Source organism: Paenibacillus polymyxa (genome assembly GCF_018614975.1).
Taxonomy (GTDB): domain Bacteria; phylum Bacillota; class Bacilli; order Paenibacillales; family Paenibacillaceae; genus Paenibacillus; species Paenibacillus polymyxa_E.
The window spans coordinates 24,416-43,291 of sequence record NZ_JAGGNR010000040.1; the positions used below are offsets into that span (position 1 = coordinate 24,416).

The 18,876-nt window shown below is 47.3% G+C and carries 12 protein-coding genes; 1 reads left to right on the top strand and 11 read right to left on the bottom strand.

Annotated features, from left to right (window positions below; all coding sequences use genetic code 11):
- Nucleotides 1-19: 19 nt before the first annotated feature.
- The 7 genes from J7E78_RS24600 to J7E78_RS24630 all read right to left on the bottom strand — a co-directional run bounded on the left by J7E78_RS24600 (nt 20) and on the right by J7E78_RS24630 (nt 10,924).
- Nucleotides 20-2,596, bottom strand: a complete 2,577-nt coding sequence (locus tag J7E78_RS24600) for a DUF5696 domain-containing protein (RefSeq protein WP_215078856.1) — start codon at nt 2,594-2,596, stop codon at nt 20-22.
- A 17-nt stretch (nt 2,597-2,613) separates the two neighbouring features.
- Entirely contained in the window at nt 2,614-3,249 is a 636-nt protein-coding gene (locus J7E78_RS24605; protein WP_215078858.1) for a YIP1 family protein, read from the bottom strand.
- The gene (locus J7E78_RS24610; RefSeq protein ID WP_215078860.1) at nt 3,233-4,696 is read right to left on the bottom strand and encodes an NHL repeat-containing protein; all 1,464 of its coding nucleotides are present in this window, start codon (nt 4,694-4,696) and stop codon (nt 3,233-3,235) included. The genes J7E78_RS24605 and J7E78_RS24610 overlap by 17 nt, the downstream gene beginning before the upstream one ends.
- Before the next feature lie 15 nt (nt 4,697-4,711).
- Nucleotides 4,712-5,587, bottom strand: a complete 876-nt coding sequence (locus J7E78_RS24615; RefSeq protein WP_215078862.1) for a carbohydrate ABC transporter permease — start codon at nt 5,585-5,587, stop codon at nt 4,712-4,714.
- A gap of 2 nt (nt 5,588-5,589) precedes the next feature.
- On the bottom strand, nt 5,590-6,546 hold the full coding sequence (locus J7E78_RS24620) for a carbohydrate ABC transporter permease (protein ID WP_215078864.1): 957 nt from the start codon (nt 6,544-6,546) through the stop codon (nt 5,590-5,592).
- A 19-nt stretch (nt 6,547-6,565) separates the two neighbouring features.
- Nucleotides 6,566-9,463 carry an extracellular solute-binding protein gene (locus J7E78_RS24625; protein WP_215078867.1) on the bottom strand — a complete coding sequence of 966 codons (2,898 nt, stop codon included), beginning with the start codon at nt 9,461-9,463 and terminating at the stop codon, nt 6,566-6,568.
- 105 nt (nt 9,464-9,568) lie between these two features.
- Nucleotides 9,569-10,924, bottom strand: a complete 1,356-nt coding sequence (locus J7E78_RS24630; protein ID WP_215078869.1) for an extracellular solute-binding protein — start codon at nt 10,922-10,924, stop codon at nt 9,569-9,571.
- A gap of 275 nt (nt 10,925-11,199) precedes the next feature.
- On the opposite strand from J7E78_RS24630, the gene J7E78_RS24635 reads away from it, so the two are divergent.
- Nucleotides 11,200-11,967 carry a helix-turn-helix domain-containing protein gene (locus tag J7E78_RS24635; protein ID WP_047842955.1) on the top strand — a complete coding sequence of 256 codons (768 nt, stop codon included), beginning with the start codon at nt 11,200-11,202 and terminating at the stop codon, nt 11,965-11,967.
- Between the two features lie 124 nt (nt 11,968-12,091).
- On the opposite strand, the gene J7E78_RS24640 is transcribed toward J7E78_RS24635, so the two are convergent.
- The 4 genes from J7E78_RS24640 to J7E78_RS24655 form a co-directional block, all read right to left on the bottom strand.
- On the bottom strand, nt 12,092-13,717 hold the full coding sequence (locus tag J7E78_RS24640; RefSeq protein ID WP_215078871.1) for a response regulator: 1,626 nt from the start codon (nt 13,715-13,717) through the stop codon (nt 12,092-12,094).
- The gene (locus tag J7E78_RS24645; RefSeq protein ID WP_215078873.1) at nt 13,702-15,459 is read right to left on the bottom strand and encodes a sensor histidine kinase; all 1,758 of its coding nucleotides are present in this window, start codon (nt 15,457-15,459) and stop codon (nt 13,702-13,704) included. The genes J7E78_RS24640 and J7E78_RS24645 overlap by 16 nt, the downstream gene beginning before the upstream one ends.
- Before the next feature lie 57 nt (nt 15,460-15,516).
- Nucleotides 15,517-17,196 (bottom strand): extracellular solute-binding protein, encoded by a 1,680-nt coding sequence (locus J7E78_RS24650; protein WP_215078875.1) that lies wholly within the window; start codon nt 17,194-17,196, stop codon nt 15,517-15,519.
- Nucleotides 17,197-17,322: 126 nt separating this feature from the next.
- Nucleotides 17,323-18,873: a glycoside hydrolase family 43 protein gene (locus tag J7E78_RS24655; RefSeq protein ID WP_215078877.1), complete on the bottom strand. Its 1,551-nt coding sequence runs from the start codon at nt 18,871-18,873 to the stop codon at nt 17,323-17,325.
- Nucleotides 18,874-18,876: the final 3 nt, after the last annotated feature.

An 18,876-nucleotide genomic window follows, 5' to 3' on the forward strand; every position in this document is an offset into this window, starting at 1 on the left:
TTCCATTTCAGGAGCGTCTTCAGAGCTGCTCACCACCAGTCACATAGCTTTGGGCTTCCACTGTATCGTTGTCAACTTCTACAGGGAAGTCGTTATAATTGACGATTACGAACCCGCCACCTTCATATGTTGTCCGGAAGACGCCCTCCTCCAGGGATTCATGGGACATCATGGAACGTCCGGCAAACGGCTGGTTCACCTGGTTCACCTCATTGTAGATTTCAGCAGCCAGATCGATCCACTGTTCATAATTCGCCGCGTAGAGATCATCATAATCCGTTTCTTTCACAACATGGTTTGGCGCATTAAACCATGCAAAGTATGGACTGGCTCCATATTCAATCAGTTTCAGCACATATTGCCTTGCATTGGTATATGTGGAGAGATTGTATGGCGTCCCCGTATAACCGATGCTGCCGTGTACAACGAGCTGATAGAACGGAATCTCTTCATCCTCTAGTTTGAAACGGCTGCTGGTCATCGGCGCATCTGTCAGACCAGTTACATACGGCAGGGCATAAGCGTTCCCGCCTTCAGCAACAAGCGAGCCAGCCTGCTGCTGAATCTGTTCAAGTGCCTTCTTCACGGAGCTGAGCGCTTGTGTTCGGTCCACCAGCTTTTTCGGATTCATATCGCTGTTTAACTGAGCTGCCAGATCATTCAGGCTCAGCGACAGTCCGTCCTTTTGAAGGGACATGAGCTCATCTAACATGTCTGCCGTCACGGCCTCCAGCAAGTTGGGCGAAAGCACATAGGAAGGTGAACGATCCCGGTCCCGCCGCTGGATGGCCTGGTTCATCGGATACATGACCGCCGGTTCCTGAGTTAATGTGCGTGAAGCTTCTTTGGACGGTTTAAACCCTTTTTTGGATTGCACATTCAGCAGAGCGATATCTGGATAGAAGCCGATGCCCGCTTCTTGTGTGTAGGCGCTGAATTCCCGCAATCCCTTTTTCCCGCCTACCGCGCCGTCTACCTGGATGGAATCCGGCAGTCGATGATGAAGTCCGCCGTTAAACCATCCCGCATAGCGAACCTGAATATTGGATACCTTCTTCTCCGTCAAGGCGGAGAGAATGTTTTGGGCTTCATCAAACGTCGTCAAAGCCTCCGTCGAATCGTACGGTATGCCCAGCATATGCTTCCGTGTTGTCATGCCGCCGAACAGTTGCAGGTAAAAGGGAACGTTACTCTGCTCCTTGCTGGCATTCAGCTCGGGAAGTCCGCCGTTCTGCATCAGATAATCCCGATAGAGAGATGCAAGCCCCGAATACGAGGCCTTATCCGCCCCGACAAAAGCATATCGAACAACGAAGTCGGACACAGTCGGTTTCTTCTGGAATTTCGGAAGTGTACGGACCATATCGCTTGCCTGAAGCGTCACATCGCTCTTATTAACAACGTAGAAGCTTGGATATACGTTGTTGTAACTGTTCAGCTTGCCGCTGATATCGGCATTCACCACTGCAACGGCATCCCCTTCTTCAATAATGCCCAGGAAAGCTCCCTCTTTCCGAATCAGTCCAAATACCGGCAGCCTGGCTCTGGCTTCATTCGAACTTGCTTCCCGCAGTTTCATGGTCATATCCGGTCCGTATATGTCTTGTTGATAGGCAGGATACTGCAACTTGCGATTGTTAAAATGGATCAGCGCTCCCGAACCGTCTGGCACCAGTATGGAGCCCTCTTCATCTGAACCCCCGGCCCCGAAATAATCCAATACAGATATGCTGTTGATCGGATATTCCTCCGGAAAATGAATGCCTGAGGACGGAACACGCACGAGCAGATCCTCTCCATCCAGCTCATATTCCATCGTAAGCATAAACAGACGTGGTCCACTTCGTTCCTCTTCAATGCCAAACTCGGCATGATCCTGAGCCAGATCCTCCGATGTGTAACCGGCTGTGTCAAAAGCCTTCAAGGCCCGGGACAGCTGCAATCCTTGCATCGCCTTATCAATCCGGACATAAGCGCCTTCATCCTTGTCTTCCGCATAGCCCACCTTCAAGGCCCGCTGCCCGGCCTTGTCTAGCTGTGCAAGCAGCTTTTGTTCAAATCGCTCCTTGCTGATCTTCATCGGCAAGTCTTCGATGGATCGCTCAGTGCTCCCAAACTGGTAGTGGACCCGCACGCCGCCTGGCAGCACCTCGTAGCTTATCTGCTTGTGTGCAACACTATCTGTGAAGGAATTCACGGTGCTGCTCTGTCCAAGGCTGTTGAAGAAGCTGAGCTTCGTTTGTGATGACAAAAGGTCTTTATTTATCCCGGCTGCAACCCCATCCTGCTCACGATCTGCAGGGTTGCTGCGCCAGATCTGGCCGCTATGCGTGTGAATCACTGCAATCTCGGCAGTCTCTTCGTGAATAAACAACTGCAGCGCAGCATTCTGCGCAATGCCTACCATGCCGGGAAGGCGGACATCGCTGAACGATGATTTCAGTTTCTCTCCGGGAGGCAGGGAGGGAAAGTCCGTCGAATCAGCGGCAGTCACTGTCTCGTAAGCGAGCGGTGTTGGCGAGAATTGACAACCGCCAAGAAGCAGACTGCCCGCGAGTAGCATTCCTGTTATTTTTTTGGCTACGGTATAATTCATAACAATTTCCTCCTCCCTTAGCCCCGAAGCACTAATTCCTGATAGATGGTTACGACAAACGATACAATCTGCTGTACAAGACTGAAGAATAACAGGCACAGAAATGCCATAAACGCCATCGCTACAAGTGTAAGCAGCATCGTGAGCACCGTTTTGGCTGGTGTGTACTGATGAACCGTCATATTCCCCACAAATAACAGATATACCGTCCATGCAACGGCAAGTGCATTGGAGAAATAATAAAAGGCAGTTTCCTGCGCAGAGATCACAAGACTCAGCCAAATCCATGGAAAATGAATGAGGAACATCGGTACCAGTGCAAAACATGTTGACATGAAAATTTCGGAGAACTTCCCTTCTCCGTCCATCAATGTGGTTAACGACCAGTTAGCCACACACCAAAACAGCACCGGTATAATGACATACACCATTTCAAGCAGACTGTTCAGGTACTTTGGATTACTGAGGTTAATGAGAAAACCGCTGTACTGGGCATGCAAAATTTTGGTGATGACCAGAAGCACCAGAATCATAAAAGCAATCAGCAGTGAGTTTCTCTGGTTCCGTTCATATTTCAATTCCCAGTATCCATCAAACGGATGAAAAATCAGATGCAGTGGGTACTGGTATAGTTGCTTACTTGATGCCTGCATTCGTAGTCCTCCTTTTCTGCCTGCGAACGATGATGACGGTGACAATCGCAGCGACAGCCAGGAATAGTCCGGACATCATCCATGAAAAATGCTCACGCATCAGCTCTTTGCGGTACAAAAGAAAAGCTTTGGAATACCCTTTGGGCTCCATGCTGCGCTTGAAATATTTCGCAGACTCGGCGTATTCCTTCTGACGAAGCAATGCTTTGCCAATTCCCGCATACGCATATTCCAAGTTAGCGTTCATCTCGGCAGCTTGGGCAAACAGCACCGAAGATTGATCTTCATCACCGTTATAGTAGCTGCGCACCGCTTCGTGAAGCGTACGTCCGTATTCAGTTGTTTGAAAGACGGTGATTTCACCCAGCGCTTTATCCAGAACTAACATCCGGTCTCCCGCACGTTCCAGGGCAACAGGTGTATTGAATTGGCCCAGCCGGTTCCCGATGCCGCCATAAATATGGAGCAGATATCCGTCTCCATTGTAGGTGAAGATTCGGCCCTTGCTCGAATCCAGTACGGAATACATGTCACTGTCACCCACATCCACATCAATCAGGCGAGATGGCCCTGCTTCCTGGGTATACAGCAAGTCACCCTGCGGAGTCTGATAGCCTTCTCTGCGCAAAATGTCTGTGCCCTGGGCATTCAGCTTCTTGACCGGATCTTTGCCGCGATCCCCGCTAGTGGCGTAGATAAAGCCCTCTTCATCCATATCCAGATTGGTAAATTCCGTTGGAGTGAACATCACCATCTGGCTCCGCTGCTCCCGTGTTGCGAACCGTTTCCATAGATACTCCACCGGGTCCACCTGAACTCTGTTCGCTCCAATGAAGGAAGAGAACGTACCGTCGACGCTGAACTCCATGAATCCATCAAATACGCCTTCGGCCATGACGTAGATACGCTCCCCTTTGTCCATAACAATCCGTATCGGTTTAAACTGGAAGTCTGCTTTTAGCAGATCCGATTTTGGTTCAGACACGATCTTGACCAGCTTCCCCTGTTTATCCAGATGCACCACCCGGTGATTATCCGAATCAGCGACCAGCAGATGGCCTTTTTCCGTGACGTACAATCCCTGTGGATTTTTGAAATGATCTTCCTTGCCTTCCTGCTCAAATGAATCAATTGTCCGTACCAGCTTGAAATTGCGATCCATCTCAATGATGCGGCCATTGCCCGAATCGAGCACAAAGACGTGCTGATTGGCGGTAACATGCATGTCACTTGGCTCTTTCATAGGAGTTGTGTTCAGCTTCTTGCCGGTGATAATGGTTGTTGCCTCATATGCCGCGGGTGAAGGAACTGCGTCACCCCAGAAGGAATAATGATACGCATCTGTTTTACCGTCTGCATTCACGTAGGGCGCCTCTTGAACGAACAACAGGAGGCAGATCATGCCCATGATGATCGATTTACGTTTTTTCCATGTGCTTCTCCGCACCTCGCTGCCTCCTTTCTACTCTTTCATGCCCGAAGTGGCCATCGTCTGTATAACACTGCTCTGAGAGATGATAAACAGGGTAATTGGTACGATCATCAGCAGCAAGGCAACAGCCGCACCTACACCGGCTCTTGCAATCCCTCCCTGCACAATCTGACTGAGCGCATAATGCAGCGTTTTGAGATTTTCACTGTAAATGAAGCTCCCGCCATCCGTTCCCCATAACGCTGGAAACTGCAGGATCATGAGCGTGAGCCATGCCGGCTTCACATTGGGCATTACGATGCTCCAGAATATCCGATATTCATTGGCCCCGTCGATTTTGGCCGCCTCCAGCAAAGCATCGGGAATCTGCTCCATGAACTGTTTCATCAGGAAAAGTCCCAGCGAGAACGCAAGTGATGGCACAATAATGGACGCGTGAGTGTTAATCCAGCCAAGCCAGGACATGACCATGTAGTTCGGAATCGCCGTAACATGCGGCGAGAACATCAGGGACAGAATGACAATGGTGAACAACACTTTGGAACCCGGAAAACGATATTTCGCCAGCGGATAAGCCGCTGCAGATGCAAGAAGGATATGCCCCGCTGTGCCAAGTATCGTAATGAGCAATGTGTTGGCAATATAGCGAGATAACGGCACCCACGAATTGCCCATGAGGTTGATCAGATCGGAAAAATTCTCTGTTGTTGGATTGTTCACCCAGAAGCGCGGCGGGAAAATAAACAGCTCATCCAGCGGCTTGAATGCATTGTTGACAGCATAGATGAGCGGAAGCACCATAAAGGAGCCGAACACGCCCAGCAATGCAAATAACATCAGGCTGACGGTAAATGACCGATTAAGCCTTTTTGGCATGCCAAACACGGCACGTACTTTGCTGGTCATCGTCATTCACCTATCTTTCTAAGCATTTTTTGCGTGAAAACGTTTGTACCCAGCATCAGGGCAAACAGAACCGTTGCGATGGCCGAGGCATACCCCATTTCGAAACGGATGGTTCCGAAGTCCATCAAATGCGTGACAACTGTGTGTGCCGCATAGTTTACGCTCGGAAAACCTGCCAGCGCGATGGAGATCTCGGCTACGGCGAAGGAAGCCGTAATCTGCATTACCGCACCAAACATCAGCTGCGGTCTCATCGAAGGCAAAGTGATGTACCAGAGCTCCTGCCAGCGGTTTTTGATCCCGTCTACGGTTCCTGCTTCAACCAGAGAACGATCAATGGTTTGCAGTCCTGCAATAAAGGCCAGGAAGCTGGTTCCCAGGCTCAGCCACAGCTGTACAATAATGACGATTGCCAGTACATACTTCTCGTCTGCGAGCCATTGGATCGGTTCCAGTACGACGCCAAGGCGCATCAGGAAGCCGTTCATATACCCGTAGCTGTCACCCGAGAAGATGATCAGCCAGATGAAAAAGACGTTGCCCGATATGGATGGGGCATAGAAAACCAGCGTCATGACCGCCCGAATTTTAGGAGACAGCTCATTGATGATCCACGCAAACAAAAAGCAGGCAATATAACTGAGAGGACCTGTAATTACGGCAAAAAGCAGCGTGTTTTTGAGCGCGATCAGAAATACGTCATCGTTCAGGAAAAGCCGGGAATAGTTCTGCCAGCCGACAAATCGCGGCAGCTCCAGCATATTGAAGTGAAAAAAGCTGAGCCCAAGTGAAATGCCAACCGGAATGACAGTAAACATGAAAAAAATCAGCATAAACGGTGCCATCAATACATAATAATGCCTGCTGAGATACAGATCCCGCTTCAATAGGGACCACCAGCCGACCTGGCGGGTCTGGACGGCAGGAGCGGCGGCTGTCTTGGTAGTTTTAGCTTGCAACCGTTACCCTCCCTTTCCTCTATTTCAGATTAAATTCCTTACGTTTCAACTCTATTTCATCATCAATGTACAACACATAGTCCGATAAGGCTTCACGCGGATTTTCATTAGCATTGACCACCTTGCGGAAGGCGTTGTCCAGATGTCGTCCCGTGAAATAACCTCCAGGAAGCTGCGGGATTCCCTGTACCCATTCCCATTGTTTCTCGAGATTTTGATAATCCTTCACAGGCCAAGGCAATTGCTTCAAGGCTTCGATATTGGCCGTCGGGTAACGGGCAGCCGCTCCCATAAGACCTTCCATTTCTCTCCCGTATTCAATCTGGGTCTGCTCAGCAGTCCACCACTTCATGAACTTCCACGCCGCTTCCTTGTTGTCGGCATTTTCGAGCATCATCACCGCACTCGTAGCGCTGGCCACTTCATGCCGTATGGACCCATCCGGAAGCTGTGTACCCGGAACAATCGTAAAGTCCCAGAGATTGCGGATTTCCGGAGCCATAACCGTCAGCATGTTATACGTGGTGTAATCAGCAATTCCGATCGGCATTTCCCCTGTACGGAAGCGGTTCGGAAAATCGGCTTTGAGTGGAAACTTGTAATTGGTATAAAATTGCGTCCAGCGTTTGAACGCGTCCATTGAAATCTCCGAATCCAGTGCACTTTTCTTCTGGTCTTCGGTGTAGAACGTTCCGTCATTCTGATATAACAACATGGCAAAGGTTGAATTCGGAACCAGGTTGGCATTGTTCAGCGTATCCTCTATCGGCAGATAAAACTCCATGTTATGCTTCTGCAGCACGGCGATGGCGTTATATACGTCCTGCCACGTTTTCGGCGGTTCGAGGCCCAGTTCGTTCAGAATATCTTTGCGGTAAAAGAGCATTGGAAAATGCTGCTGCTCTGGAAGGGCATATACCCCGTCGTTGTAGCGGTAAGGCGTCAATCCGCTCTCACGGAACCTGCCTGAAATTTCCTCGAAATCGGGGAACTGGCTCAGATCCGCTGTTGCATTCCTCATCGCATAGTTGACTGGAATGTCTTCGCCCATCTGCATGGCTACATCCGGTCCTTCTCCCGAGAGTGTTGCGGGCAGCAAAATATTAGGCGGAACGAGACGTAACTGCACGGACACATCCGTATCCGGGGTAAACGAATCATCGATCATGCCTTTCAGTACTTGGGCCTGATCCCGTCCGGTCGTGATCCATACGGTGATGGCATCCTTCTTTTGTTCCACGTTACCAATGCTGTCATAATCTTCAGTATACGAGGCAATATATGCGCCCAGTTCGTGCTTCACCTGCTGGACGGTGCTCGCTTCCGCTTTTGGCAGCGATTCACCCGGCGGAGATACGACAAGGTAATCCAACGTAATCGGCTGTTCACGTACCGATAGAATCCATGTGCCGAGACCGCCTACATTAATTTTGAACGTATCCAGCCGTTTGGGAACCGTCTCTGGTCTGGCCGCCATATCTTCAAGCTGTAATACCATGGCGTGCAGTACGGCCACTTTGTCACTTTGCTCACCCGTGGCTTTTTCCAGGTAATCTGCAACGGAGCGCAAGGTGACGGCTTGTTGTTCAAACACCTCCGTCATCTCCGGAATACGCTGTTCCAGCTGGTAATCCCGCAGTGGGTCCGGACTGTTGGAGGTGATCATTAATATTTTGCGATACATCTCATTCAGTTCCAGCACGCTGGATTCCACGGTCCGAAGCAGCGGAGCGATATCGCCAAGTGTAACCGTCATTCGGATTCGGTGTTTTCCTTTTTCCAGATGAAACTGATATGGCTGATCTTCTCCCGAACCCAACACCTGAGTTTGCCATGCCGGGCTGTAGTTAAATCGGATTCGTTTCATTTCTTTAAACGGAACTTCGCCGTTAATCGTCAGACTACGGGTGGCATAGATGCCACGCAATTGATCCTGCTTCACCTTAAGCGCGATTTGATACAATCCGTCTTCAGGCACGTCAATTTCCCATTCAATCCATTCGCCCGGCAGTTTCCAGTTAATGCCCCCGATGGCGTTCATCCGAATTTTCGATACATTATAAGGCTCGAGTGAAGGGCTTGATCGGTCCGAGACTGGTGCCAGTGTAGGGGATGACTTACTGACAGCTTCCTCCCCCTGTACTTTCAGCATGACAGGAGCGGCTTGTTTCAAGCCGAGTGAGGCATAGGTCTGCTCCAGCTCTGCATAGGAAGGAACTTCGCTTTCTTGATACAGCTCGATATAATCAATCGCCATGCTTTCTCTTAATGAAGTGAGCGATAACTTCTGACTGCCTTTCTCAAAATAAAACTGAAACGGTTCCTCGAAGTACCCTGCGCTGTCCTTGAAGGAAGTCAGTTGCCATTCGGGCTGTTCCACTTGTCTTGGTCTAAGCTCGTTGCCACGATCGTCCTGTCGGACGTTATCCTCACGATTCCCCCATACTCTGTCAAACAGAAGAATATCGGCCCCTCTGAACGGGACCTTGCCGTTAAGCTCAAGCCTGCGTTCGATCCCGGAGCTTTTGCCTTCTACGGGATAATAGTGAATGCGAATGTTGTACAAACCGCTCACTTGAACGGGAACATCCCAGCGAATGGTTCCAGTTTCTGGCGTAATTACGGCACTTCCGTCTAATCCGGCGTACCCTTGCACAACCTCAAATTCCCCATCCTCTGCCTGAACATAAGATTCGCCTTCGATGCGTACAATATCATCCGGTTTGGCCGTATTGTCATAAGCAGTCAGATAATGCTCATAACTGAATGAATCCTCGGTTCCCGATACCGCCTCAAAGTCCTCAAGCGCATGTACCGTTCCCGGATTACGATCCCGCGATGGATATAGTGTCCATATGGAGAGCACCAAGGCCAGGACAAGCACCAGGATTAGTCCCTTTTTCTTACGTGACCGCATGTTTGAATGTATCCCCTTTCCTCTAAGTGTTGCGAGAACTGGACGATTGACTAACCCGGACAGACCGCACCTTCACTGGTGCGTTCTGCCCGTGTAACGTGATACTTATTTGTATACCTCATCAATCGAAGCCTGGAAAGGAGCCTTGTATTTCTCAATCAGCGTTGACACGGATACCCCTTCTTTGAGCTCCGCATCAAAGTCCCAGAACGGCAAGGACGGGAATGTGTTATGGTCGAGAACCAACATACCTTCCGCGACCTCTCTGGCATTGTTGATATCTGCTTCATCGGTCAGATGTGTCTCCAGTGTCGATTGTCCCGGATACTCATAGATCGAATCGATCTCGTTAATTTTCTCCCAGATGTACATCAGTTGTTCCGGATTTTCTACCGCTTTTGGAATCGTTATAGCTTGGTAACGTGACTCACCGGAGTGATACGCTGTTGCACTTGGACCTTTTGGAAACGGTACAAAACCAATATCGTAGTCCTTCATATCCGTCATAATGCCTTCGACTTCGTACATGGCACCTGAATACATCAAGGTGTTACCTTGACGGAAGAACGTGGATGGCTCTGTCCAGTCGCCGCCCTCAGAAGCCCTTCCGACCTTCTCGGTAGCCAGTTTGGACAGGAAGTTCAACGCTTCTTTCGTTTTTGGATCTTCCAGGTTCTGCTTATCCTCTTTGGTCAGAGAAGCCTCGTTGGAATACAGAATCGGTTCCAGCAAGCCCGTTTGAGCGAGTCCCCAAGTGTCAAGCTTGCCATCATTGTTTCGATCCTTGTTTGCTTGTTTGGCAACACTGAGGAACGTATCCCAGTTCCATTCATCGGCATCCACATACTCCTGAAGTGGCTTCAAGCCGAGCTCTTGCATGAGCGTGCGATTATAGAAAATCCCGTTGATAAACGAGGACTGGTCCTCGGTAAAGCCATAACCTTTGCCTTCATACTGCATGTATTCCTTGGTTGTTTTCTGGTTGAATACCTTGTCGTTTTTAATATAATCATCCACCGGCCATAACAGATCCTGTTTGGTCAATGCCGGGATGGCATAGTTTTTGCCCAGTCTCACAAGATCGCCAAGCGGTTCACCGGCCATCAGAGAAGCAACTACTTTTTCCTGATATTCACCAAAATCGATGGAAACATATTCAATATTAAAATTGTGTTTTTTCTTCAGTGCTTCGAGATTCTCAAGGCGTTGAATGTTGTCCGGGTTGTTCCCCTGTATTTCCATGTCCCACCAAGCAACAACCTTGATCGTTCTGCCGCCCATGTCAAAATCCATTTCTGGCGTTGAGTTTTCATTCTTGGGCTCGGTTTCCGCGGATGTTTGTTCCTCCTGTGGTGTTGTCTTTTCCGGCTCGGGTTGAGCGGTAGGTGCAGAACTGCATGCAGCAATCACCAACAAGACCGCAAATACCAGGCTCAGTAGCATAAACTTGTTTTTTCTCATCGTCTTCCCCCCTGATTGTCGTTTGCTATCACAGTGTATCGTTCAAATGAAAGCGTAAACAACCTGCCAGAATACAGATGTTTACCCGGGCTGAGTATAGATTCGCGTAATTTTGTGCGAGCAAAGTGCATTATAGGTTTTAATTGGTAAAGAAATGCACTGTCTACAAAAATATGCACATTGTATGCGCTTTCTTTTATTACCATAATGAAATTAAGTCAAAATTTCAGTTAATCTAGCGCATTACAATTCAGCAGAAGGTGAGGTATTGCTTCATGTATGATATTTTACTTGTGGATTTCAGCCGTCGTTTGTGCGGAGAGTTGCAACAGATGTTGCTACGGAGCAAAGCTCAATATACTATCGCAAATTGTGTGTTCTCATCGGCCGAGGCTTTGACCGCATTGTCAGAACGAGACTTTTCCCTTGTTATGGTACATACAGAGAGGTTTGATACCGCAGGGCTCTGGTTATGCAACGACATTCGAAAAAAAAGTCAGATACCCATCCTCCTGATGGGTGGAAGAGATCACTTCAGGTTTGTACGTAAAGCCCTGACGTATCAGGTAAATGATTATCTACCGTATCCTGTTAGTCCCTCTTCTTTACTTAACAGTCTGCATGGACTTAGATCCCACCTTGAAACGGACCCGGCACACAAAACGTCGTCGTTCTTCAAAACCCCCGTTCAAATGAATGGTAAGCCCATGCACTCCAGTCATGTTATTCGTATCGTCAAGGCTTATGTAAGGGATCATCTGAGTGATGAAATCACGCTGAAGAAGATCTCTGACATGCTTCATTTTAACTGTGCGTACCTTGGACAGAAGTTCAAGCTGGAAGAGAAGATGTCTTTCAATGATTATATGCTCCAGCAACGTATGGAAAAGGCCCAGCAGTTGTTGTCTTCCACGAATCTGCGAATATATGAGATTGCTATTGAGGTAGGTTATAAGGATATTGATTGGTTCTATAAAAAGTTCAAAGCGTATGCCGGATCAAGTCCCAATGCTTATAGACGACAAAAAATCCACACGGCCTAAAGGTGGATTGCCGAATCGGTTTGTTTATCAATTGGATAATAACCACAAAAAAACGCAGGATGTATTCTTCTTCCTGCGTTTTTTTGTGGTTATTTGGGTTTGGTCAATTCCAGAGTATTCACCATTAACGTACCAAAAGGGATTCCCGGTATTCTTGGGGAGTCATTCCCGTTATTTTCTTGAAAAGTCGGGTAAACGAATGTGCAGCCTCGTACCCCACTTGAAGTGCGACCTCACGTACCATAAGATTTGTGTTCTGAAGCAATTCTTTGGCCCTCTTTATTCGGCAGTCGTCAATAAATTCTGACAGGTTTATTCCCATTTCCTGCTTAAAGAATCGCGACAGATAGGATGGATTAAAATGATGAAGTTCTGCCAATTTCACCAGAGAGAGATCTTTCTCCAGGTTCTCCTTGACGTAACTGCATAAGGAATGAATGACAACGTTAGCGCGTTCCTGTTCATTTGATCTTTTGTAGCGGACTAATTCATCGGCAGCACGATATAGAAATTGTACTGCATCCTTCATGCATGTATACTCCCCTAAGTGCAGCAAGCTTCGTTGATCCGGGATCTTCTGTTGAAGACCCCAACGATTGATTGTTGAATGCAATAATAAAGCCAGATTGTAGTAAGTCTCCATGGCACGTTCCATCGTAATATCCTGTTGCAGCAGTTCGCCTGCAAGCTCCTCAAATATATCGTAAAATGGCTGAATTCGTCCCGTTTCCAAATATCCTGACATAATCTCGATCCGGTTTGAGATCCGCATGGATTCTTTGGGTACATCAGATGAGAGATCATTGCGATGATCCGTGAGTACCATGGATACACCATCCCCAATTTTCATCCACTGGAGTAATCTCAGACGTTCATATTGTTTGGTTAACACGGACCAATTGCAGCTTCGACTACTTAATGAAAAAGCAATGGATACGCCGAGTGATACCATGCATGCTTCCTGTACCAGTTCCAGTGTACCTTCTAGAAATCGCACAAGTTTATCATTTGTCATCTCTTCCTCCTGCTTCGGCTGAAGCAGCCAGATCGTATCCCCATAATGGTCCGTTACACTTGCGCACACTGTACGCTCATTCATCAGAGAAGAGCCGATAATGCGAACAGATTCCTGAACTTGTGTGAGGTCCGAACCTTTTTCTGGCAGATTATTGAACCGACCCAGTATGAGATAAACAGGCGAGTGGACCTGTAATTTTATATCTCGTCTGAATAATTCGTCCTGCATATCCATAGTAGAATCTATAACCGCTGTACAGTCTTGAAGTAGTTTCCGCAAATATTCTTTTTGCTGAATCAGTGCAAGCTCCGAGTTGACTTTATGAGAATGTTCCAACAACTCAACCATGCTGTGACTTCGCCGGATCTCTTCCATCACATCTTCTACAACCGACATCACCTTGTCATAGCCCTCCGTTTTGAGCAAGTAACGCACATTGGCCATCTGAAAAGCTTGATATGCATAATCAAAATCGCTATGTCCTGTCAGAAAAATGACGCGACAATTCGGCCAACTGGCTTGAATCCGCTCTGTCAGTTCCAAGCCACTCATGCCCGGCATACGGATGTCCGTTAGAACAATGTCAATTCTCGAACGCTGCATCCAGGACAAGGCTTCTGTTGCAGAGTAGGCCTTACATACGTCAAGCTGGTCGGGTATATGTCTGGCGAACGTTTCATAGAGACTATCCGTAATAATCTCCTCGTCATCTACAATCAAAAGTCGATACATTCGTTTTCTCCCTCTTTCCACTGGATTCGAATTGTGACTTTTAATCCTTGCAGTTCACTTCTGGATAGGAAAAGGCCACTTCCTTCTCCATACGTCAGGATCAGACGTCGATGAATATTTGTTAACGCGGTCATTTCTTCTGTACCTCCGTCCTTATGCAAGCGTTGTTGAAGAGTTTGAATGTGTTGCTCGTCCAACTCATTTCCATTATCCTCTACGGTGATCTCGGCATATGAACCTTCCATATTAAACCCAATAATGAGAAGACCGGAGTCCGTATTCTTTTCGAGGCTGTGTTCGTAGGCATTCTCAATAATGGGTTGAATAATGAGTCTGGGGACTTTAATGTGTTCCATCTCAGCAGGTAGTGACCCAAAATCAACTTTGATTCGTCTGGAGAAACGTAATTGTTGAATCTCTGTGTAGATTCGTGAATGCTCAACTTCCACTTTCAACTTCACATGATCGGTTTCATTCCGGGTAATGAACCTGAAATACTCTCCAAGCATGTTCGTGAATTGCTCAATACGTTCGGTTTCTCCTGTCCTTGCCAGTGAATTCAGAATAAAGAAGCTGTTGTACAGAAAATGAGGATTAATCTGCGATTGAAGCTGTTTCAACTCGGCCCGCTGCATCATCAGTGTTTTCTTGAAATCACGGTCGATCAGGGATTGAAGATTTTCAATCATTAGATTGAAACGGGTGTAGAGGAAGCCAAATTCATCCTTTCGGTTATGCGCAATGGGGACATCAAGCATGCCTCCCTCCATTTTTTTGAATCTTTTCACCAACAACAGTAACGGGATATGAATTAACTTGTAACTTGAATAGAGATACGCCGTGATGGCAACAAATGATGTAATTGCAAACAGCCAAGCCCAATGATAGAACTTGCTAAGTGGCTTGGTAACAATTGCCTCGGGTAGATATGTAGCTACGGATAAGCCCAGGGAGTCCATATGCAACTGACTAACATGGTACATGGTGTCCCCCACCTTCATCCGAAATCCATCAAGTGTGCCCTTTACACTGTGCTCACGGTAATTCGCGAGAATAACACTAGCTTGATGTTTATCTGTGATGGCATGCCCCGTTTTGTCCTCAATCAGAAAAGTTGAACTCTCCGGGTACAAATTAAGCCGTGTAAGTTCATTCTGAAAATGGTATGTATCCAGCTCCACTTGAATGACAAAAAGCGGGGGGTCTCCTCTCGTGCCTGTCAGCCTGACGGCACTTAAGTTCAAGGCGTCCTCTTTCACAGTAAAACGTGTACCTTTTCCTTGCATGCCTGAACTGAAATATAGATATGAACTTTTATCGAAATCATCGATGCCTTGGATCGCGGATATACTCTTGCCAACCGAAGGGATATGTACATGAACGTTTTTGATATAAGCAGTACTATTCTTGAATGAAGCGAGTCGTTCAGTCAGGTAATTTAATGTATCACGCCGCTCAACCTGATCCATCATGTCCCAGAGAATGGCCAGACGATTGAGTTTTCGATCCTCAACGATATCAAACTGCTGTAATTCCATCCATTCCATCTCTCTGTTCAATTCCACCACGTATTGGTTCAACCGTCTCTCCGTTGACAACGATATTTCCTGGCTTGCATTGTCATAACTCCAATGATACAGATACACGCCAAGAAGAATAAGGGGGAGCACAAATACCAGATAGGTGATTATCAATCGCGCAAATATACTGTTAAGCCATGATTTAGCAGGGATCTTGATCAATGCATTCACCTCCAATGCCAAAGGCTGAGTTGGTTCCTCGTATGAGTAAAGTGAACATTAGTGCTCCTTTGGCTTACTGGTGCGAAACCACGCGTTAACTTCCGATGTGATCTGATCTCCCCCCAGCTTGCGCCAGTTCTCAACGAATTGATCAAACTCATCTATCGACCTGCCTAGAATAATGTTCATATAGGCTTCCAGCTGAAGATCCCGAAGAATAATTTGCCGATCAACCATTGTGTCCGTAATTCCACCCGTGAACTGATCATAGAGAAGTTGGCCGTTCTTCTCGTAAGAATCTGCAATGCTAAAAGCACCCGAAGGCCCATAGGTTTGTTTCCAGCCCCAGCCGCTCTCTACATCTTCCAATTCATAGGCCACAATGCGTTTGTGAATGGCGAGAGCTTCATTCTGCAGAGCCGAGAAGTCTCCTGTACTTCTGGCATCACGAATTTGTTTGTATGCATCTATGTTTTTATTACCGGGAAATGGAGTCACCGGTGAAAGCATCCATACAGCTCGGGAGTCGTCATTATAGTACGTTTCGTACTGTGCCTGATCGCCCCAGTTGATGTCCAGATGCAGATTCATGAGCTTTACAACTACCTCCGGATGAGCGAACCCCTTTTTTACAGCAAAGTATTGCCCGGTATTGGAACGTAGCGGTACGAACAGTCTCCGGTCCGACTTGGAAACAATGGGATATGCCTGCCATTCTACATCTATATCTGTATCACGGGTGGTCTGAAGCATAAAGGATGTCCACTGTTCGCCGTAGAGCATCCCTATTTTTCCATCCTGAACCAGACGAAAGGCCTTGCTTCCACTTTTATAACCGAAATCCGGATCAAGTTGGCCTTCACGATACATCGTTTGCAGTGCTTTCAGAGACTCCCGAACTTCAGGCTGTATGCCTCCATAAGTGAGGTTTCCTTCTGCATCTTTAACCCATATATTAGGGTAGGCACCGTAGCCTGACATCAATCCTGCTGCTCCCATAACTGGATCCCATAGATGATTCGTTAGCGCAAGTCCATACGTATCCTGCTCTCCGTTCCCGTCGGGATCACCCTCTGTAAACGCTTTCGAAATCTGGAGAAGTTCTTCCATCGTTTCAGGTGGCCGTAGCCCCAGATGCTCCAACCAATCGGTTCTAATCCACAGGTACTGTGCAGTCTCAATGGAGGAAGATGATTCAGGAATAGCCATGAGTTTGCCATCAATGGTTGCCGCATCAAATGCGCCTCTTCCCTCCGCCTCCAATATACTCTTCGTAAGTGGTGAAGCATGCTCTTGGTACACATGGGTTAAATCTTCGATCATTCCAGCGTTGCTCAGTTGTCTAAGTTGATATGGATTTACTTTTACCACATCTGGGAAACCTCCTGCAGCAAGGGATACACCCAATTTCTGATTGTATACATCTCCATTAGCAATCCAGTCATAGTGAATTTGAATACCTAGCTCTTTCTCGTACAAACGAGTCCAGCGATTATCCAGTATCGTCTCACCAGGTAACTGACTAATCATGCGCTCAAGGTCATCTCCGGTTTCCCTGACAAAAGAGACCACGATGGGAGGAGAATACTTCTCATACGTACCTGGAAGTTGAATCTGCTGCCCATCTTGCTGCGGATGATGTTGTTTGGTATTACCTTCAGTATGACCTGCTGGTATGGACACAGCAAGGAACAGAATGAAGGTCCATCTTGTTATGTCCAGACATCTCTTGTACATGACGACATGCCCCCAGTTCGGTTTGAACAACTCTCTTCTCTCTGTCAACTTTGAATCCATATCATTGTACAACAACTTGTACTCATTGAATATGAAAAGCCGCCGTTGGGCGGCTTTTACGTATTTTCATTGTTTCTCATCAGGATTAATCACGCGATATTCGAAATTTGAAAAGTCAGCTGTTCCTCCAACCATTTCAGTTGAATATACAAACACCCCCGTTCGGCAACCCATAAAGTGATCCAGTTTATATATCATTTTGTGGACAATCCCTATATCTCTCCATTCATCCCCATCGAAATAGGCAAAAGAGCACTCATCCAGATTGTTCTCAAAATTTCCGAATGCTTTTAGTTTAACTACTGGATCTGAAACCGGGATACGTTCATGTTCAGTGGCTGGCTCCTGGTCGATCAGATTGCCAAATATGGTTGAATCCTCACTATCTCTGGCATGCATGACCAAGTAAAACTTGCTGTCCTGCTTCGTAAGAGCGATCATACCGTACGAACCGATCAGAAAGCACAACCCGGCATAATCCCCATCATTCAGACGACTGCCGTCAAGCGTAACCATTGCTTCGCAAGCGGGTCCCATTGAACGCTGGGTCAGTGTGTTTACCGCAAACGTCAGATTGGGGCTGATCTGTCCCGTTCGAACACGATACACCCCCGATTTCTCTGTGACGGACCAGAGTTCATGATTAGGTGTATGATTCCATTGCCAAAAATCACGGAGGCGGATGCTTCCATCTTCCTCAGGTTCATAATTGAAACTGTCGCTACCCACTAAAGGGTTATAACGGTGCTCTGGTCTAGTGCTCGGGATATCAATCTGTTTCGGCGCTTTGCTTGCAAAGACCGGTTTACCTTGATCAAAGTGTAGCGGAACCAAAACAGGAACCCGGCCAACAGCCCCATGATCCTGAAACAGCATTGCATACCAGTCTCCATCCGGCGTATCCACGATACCGCCCTGAGCAACACCTGAATTGAAATAATCCATATCGTCATTGAATACTTCTCCACCAGTGAAGACATCTTCCAGAGAGTCTGCCATATAAAACGCCTGTGTTCTCCGTCCGGAAGCTTTTGTTATATGAATCAGGAACACAATATATTTACCATTGATCTTGTAAAAATGTGCTCCTTCATAACCAAGGTGATGAGGCTGCTCGTCTTTTACAATCAAGCGATGCACTCCACCAGGTTTGGGCCCGGACAGATCAGAGCTTAATTCGGTAAGATAGATCTCGGTATTACCGTACACGAGATATGCTCGTTCATCATTGTCAAAAAATAAGGAGCAATCATGGTAAAACCCTTCCACGATCTGTTTCTTCCACACTCCCGAGATGGAAGTTGACGTATACAAGTATGTCTTACGGGTATCATTCGCCACAAAGATCACATAGAACATCCCTTGATGATAGCGGAGCGATGCAGCCCACATGCCTTTGCTATAAATGTGCTGACCATCCACCAGCCGCTGAGCAGGCGTATCGTCCAATGTGTCGTATACATATGTGGCTACTTCCCAATGGATCAGGTCATATGAACGCAGGATGACACATCCCGGCATCATATGCATGGTTGTACTAACCATATAATATGTGTCCTCTACACGAATAACGTCAAGATCCGGGTAATCAGCCCAAATAATCGGATTCGGATACATGTT

What these genes read in the sequence shown, in the direction of transcription:
- J7E78_RS24600 (WP_215078856.1), bottom strand. Translation starts at nt 2,596, where the DNA reads ATGAATTATACCGTAGCCAAAAAAATAACAGGAATGCTACTCGCGGGC.
- J7E78_RS24605 (WP_215078858.1), bottom strand. Translation starts at nt 3,249, where the DNA reads ATGCAGGCATCAAGTAAGCAACTATACCAGTACCCACTGCATCTGATT.
- J7E78_RS24615 (WP_215078862.1), bottom strand. Translation starts at nt 5,587, where the DNA reads ATGACCAGCAAAGTACGTGCCGTGTTTGGCATGCCAAAAAGGCTTAAT.
- J7E78_RS24625 (WP_215078867.1), bottom strand. Translation starts at nt 9,463, where the DNA reads ATGCGGTCACGTAAGAAAAAGGGACTAATCCTGGTGCTTGTCCTGGCC.
- J7E78_RS24630 (WP_215078869.1), bottom strand. Translation starts at nt 10,924, where the DNA reads ATGAGAAAAAACAAGTTTATGCTACTGAGCCTGGTATTTGCGGTCTTG.
- J7E78_RS24635 (WP_047842955.1), top strand. Translation starts at nt 11,200, where the DNA reads ATGTATGATATTTTACTTGTGGATTTCAGCCGTCGTTTGTGCGGAGAG.
- J7E78_RS24640 (WP_215078871.1), bottom strand. Translation starts at nt 13,717, where the DNA reads ATGTATCGACTTTTGATTGTAGATGACGAGGAGATTATTACGGATAGT.
- J7E78_RS24650 (WP_215078875.1), bottom strand. Translation starts at nt 17,196, where the DNA reads ATGTACAAGAGATGTCTGGACATAACAAGATGGACCTTCATTCTGTTC.
- J7E78_RS24655 (WP_215078877.1), bottom strand. Translation starts at nt 18,873, where the DNA reads ATGTATCCGAATCCGATTATTTGGGCTGATTACCCGGATCTTGACGTT.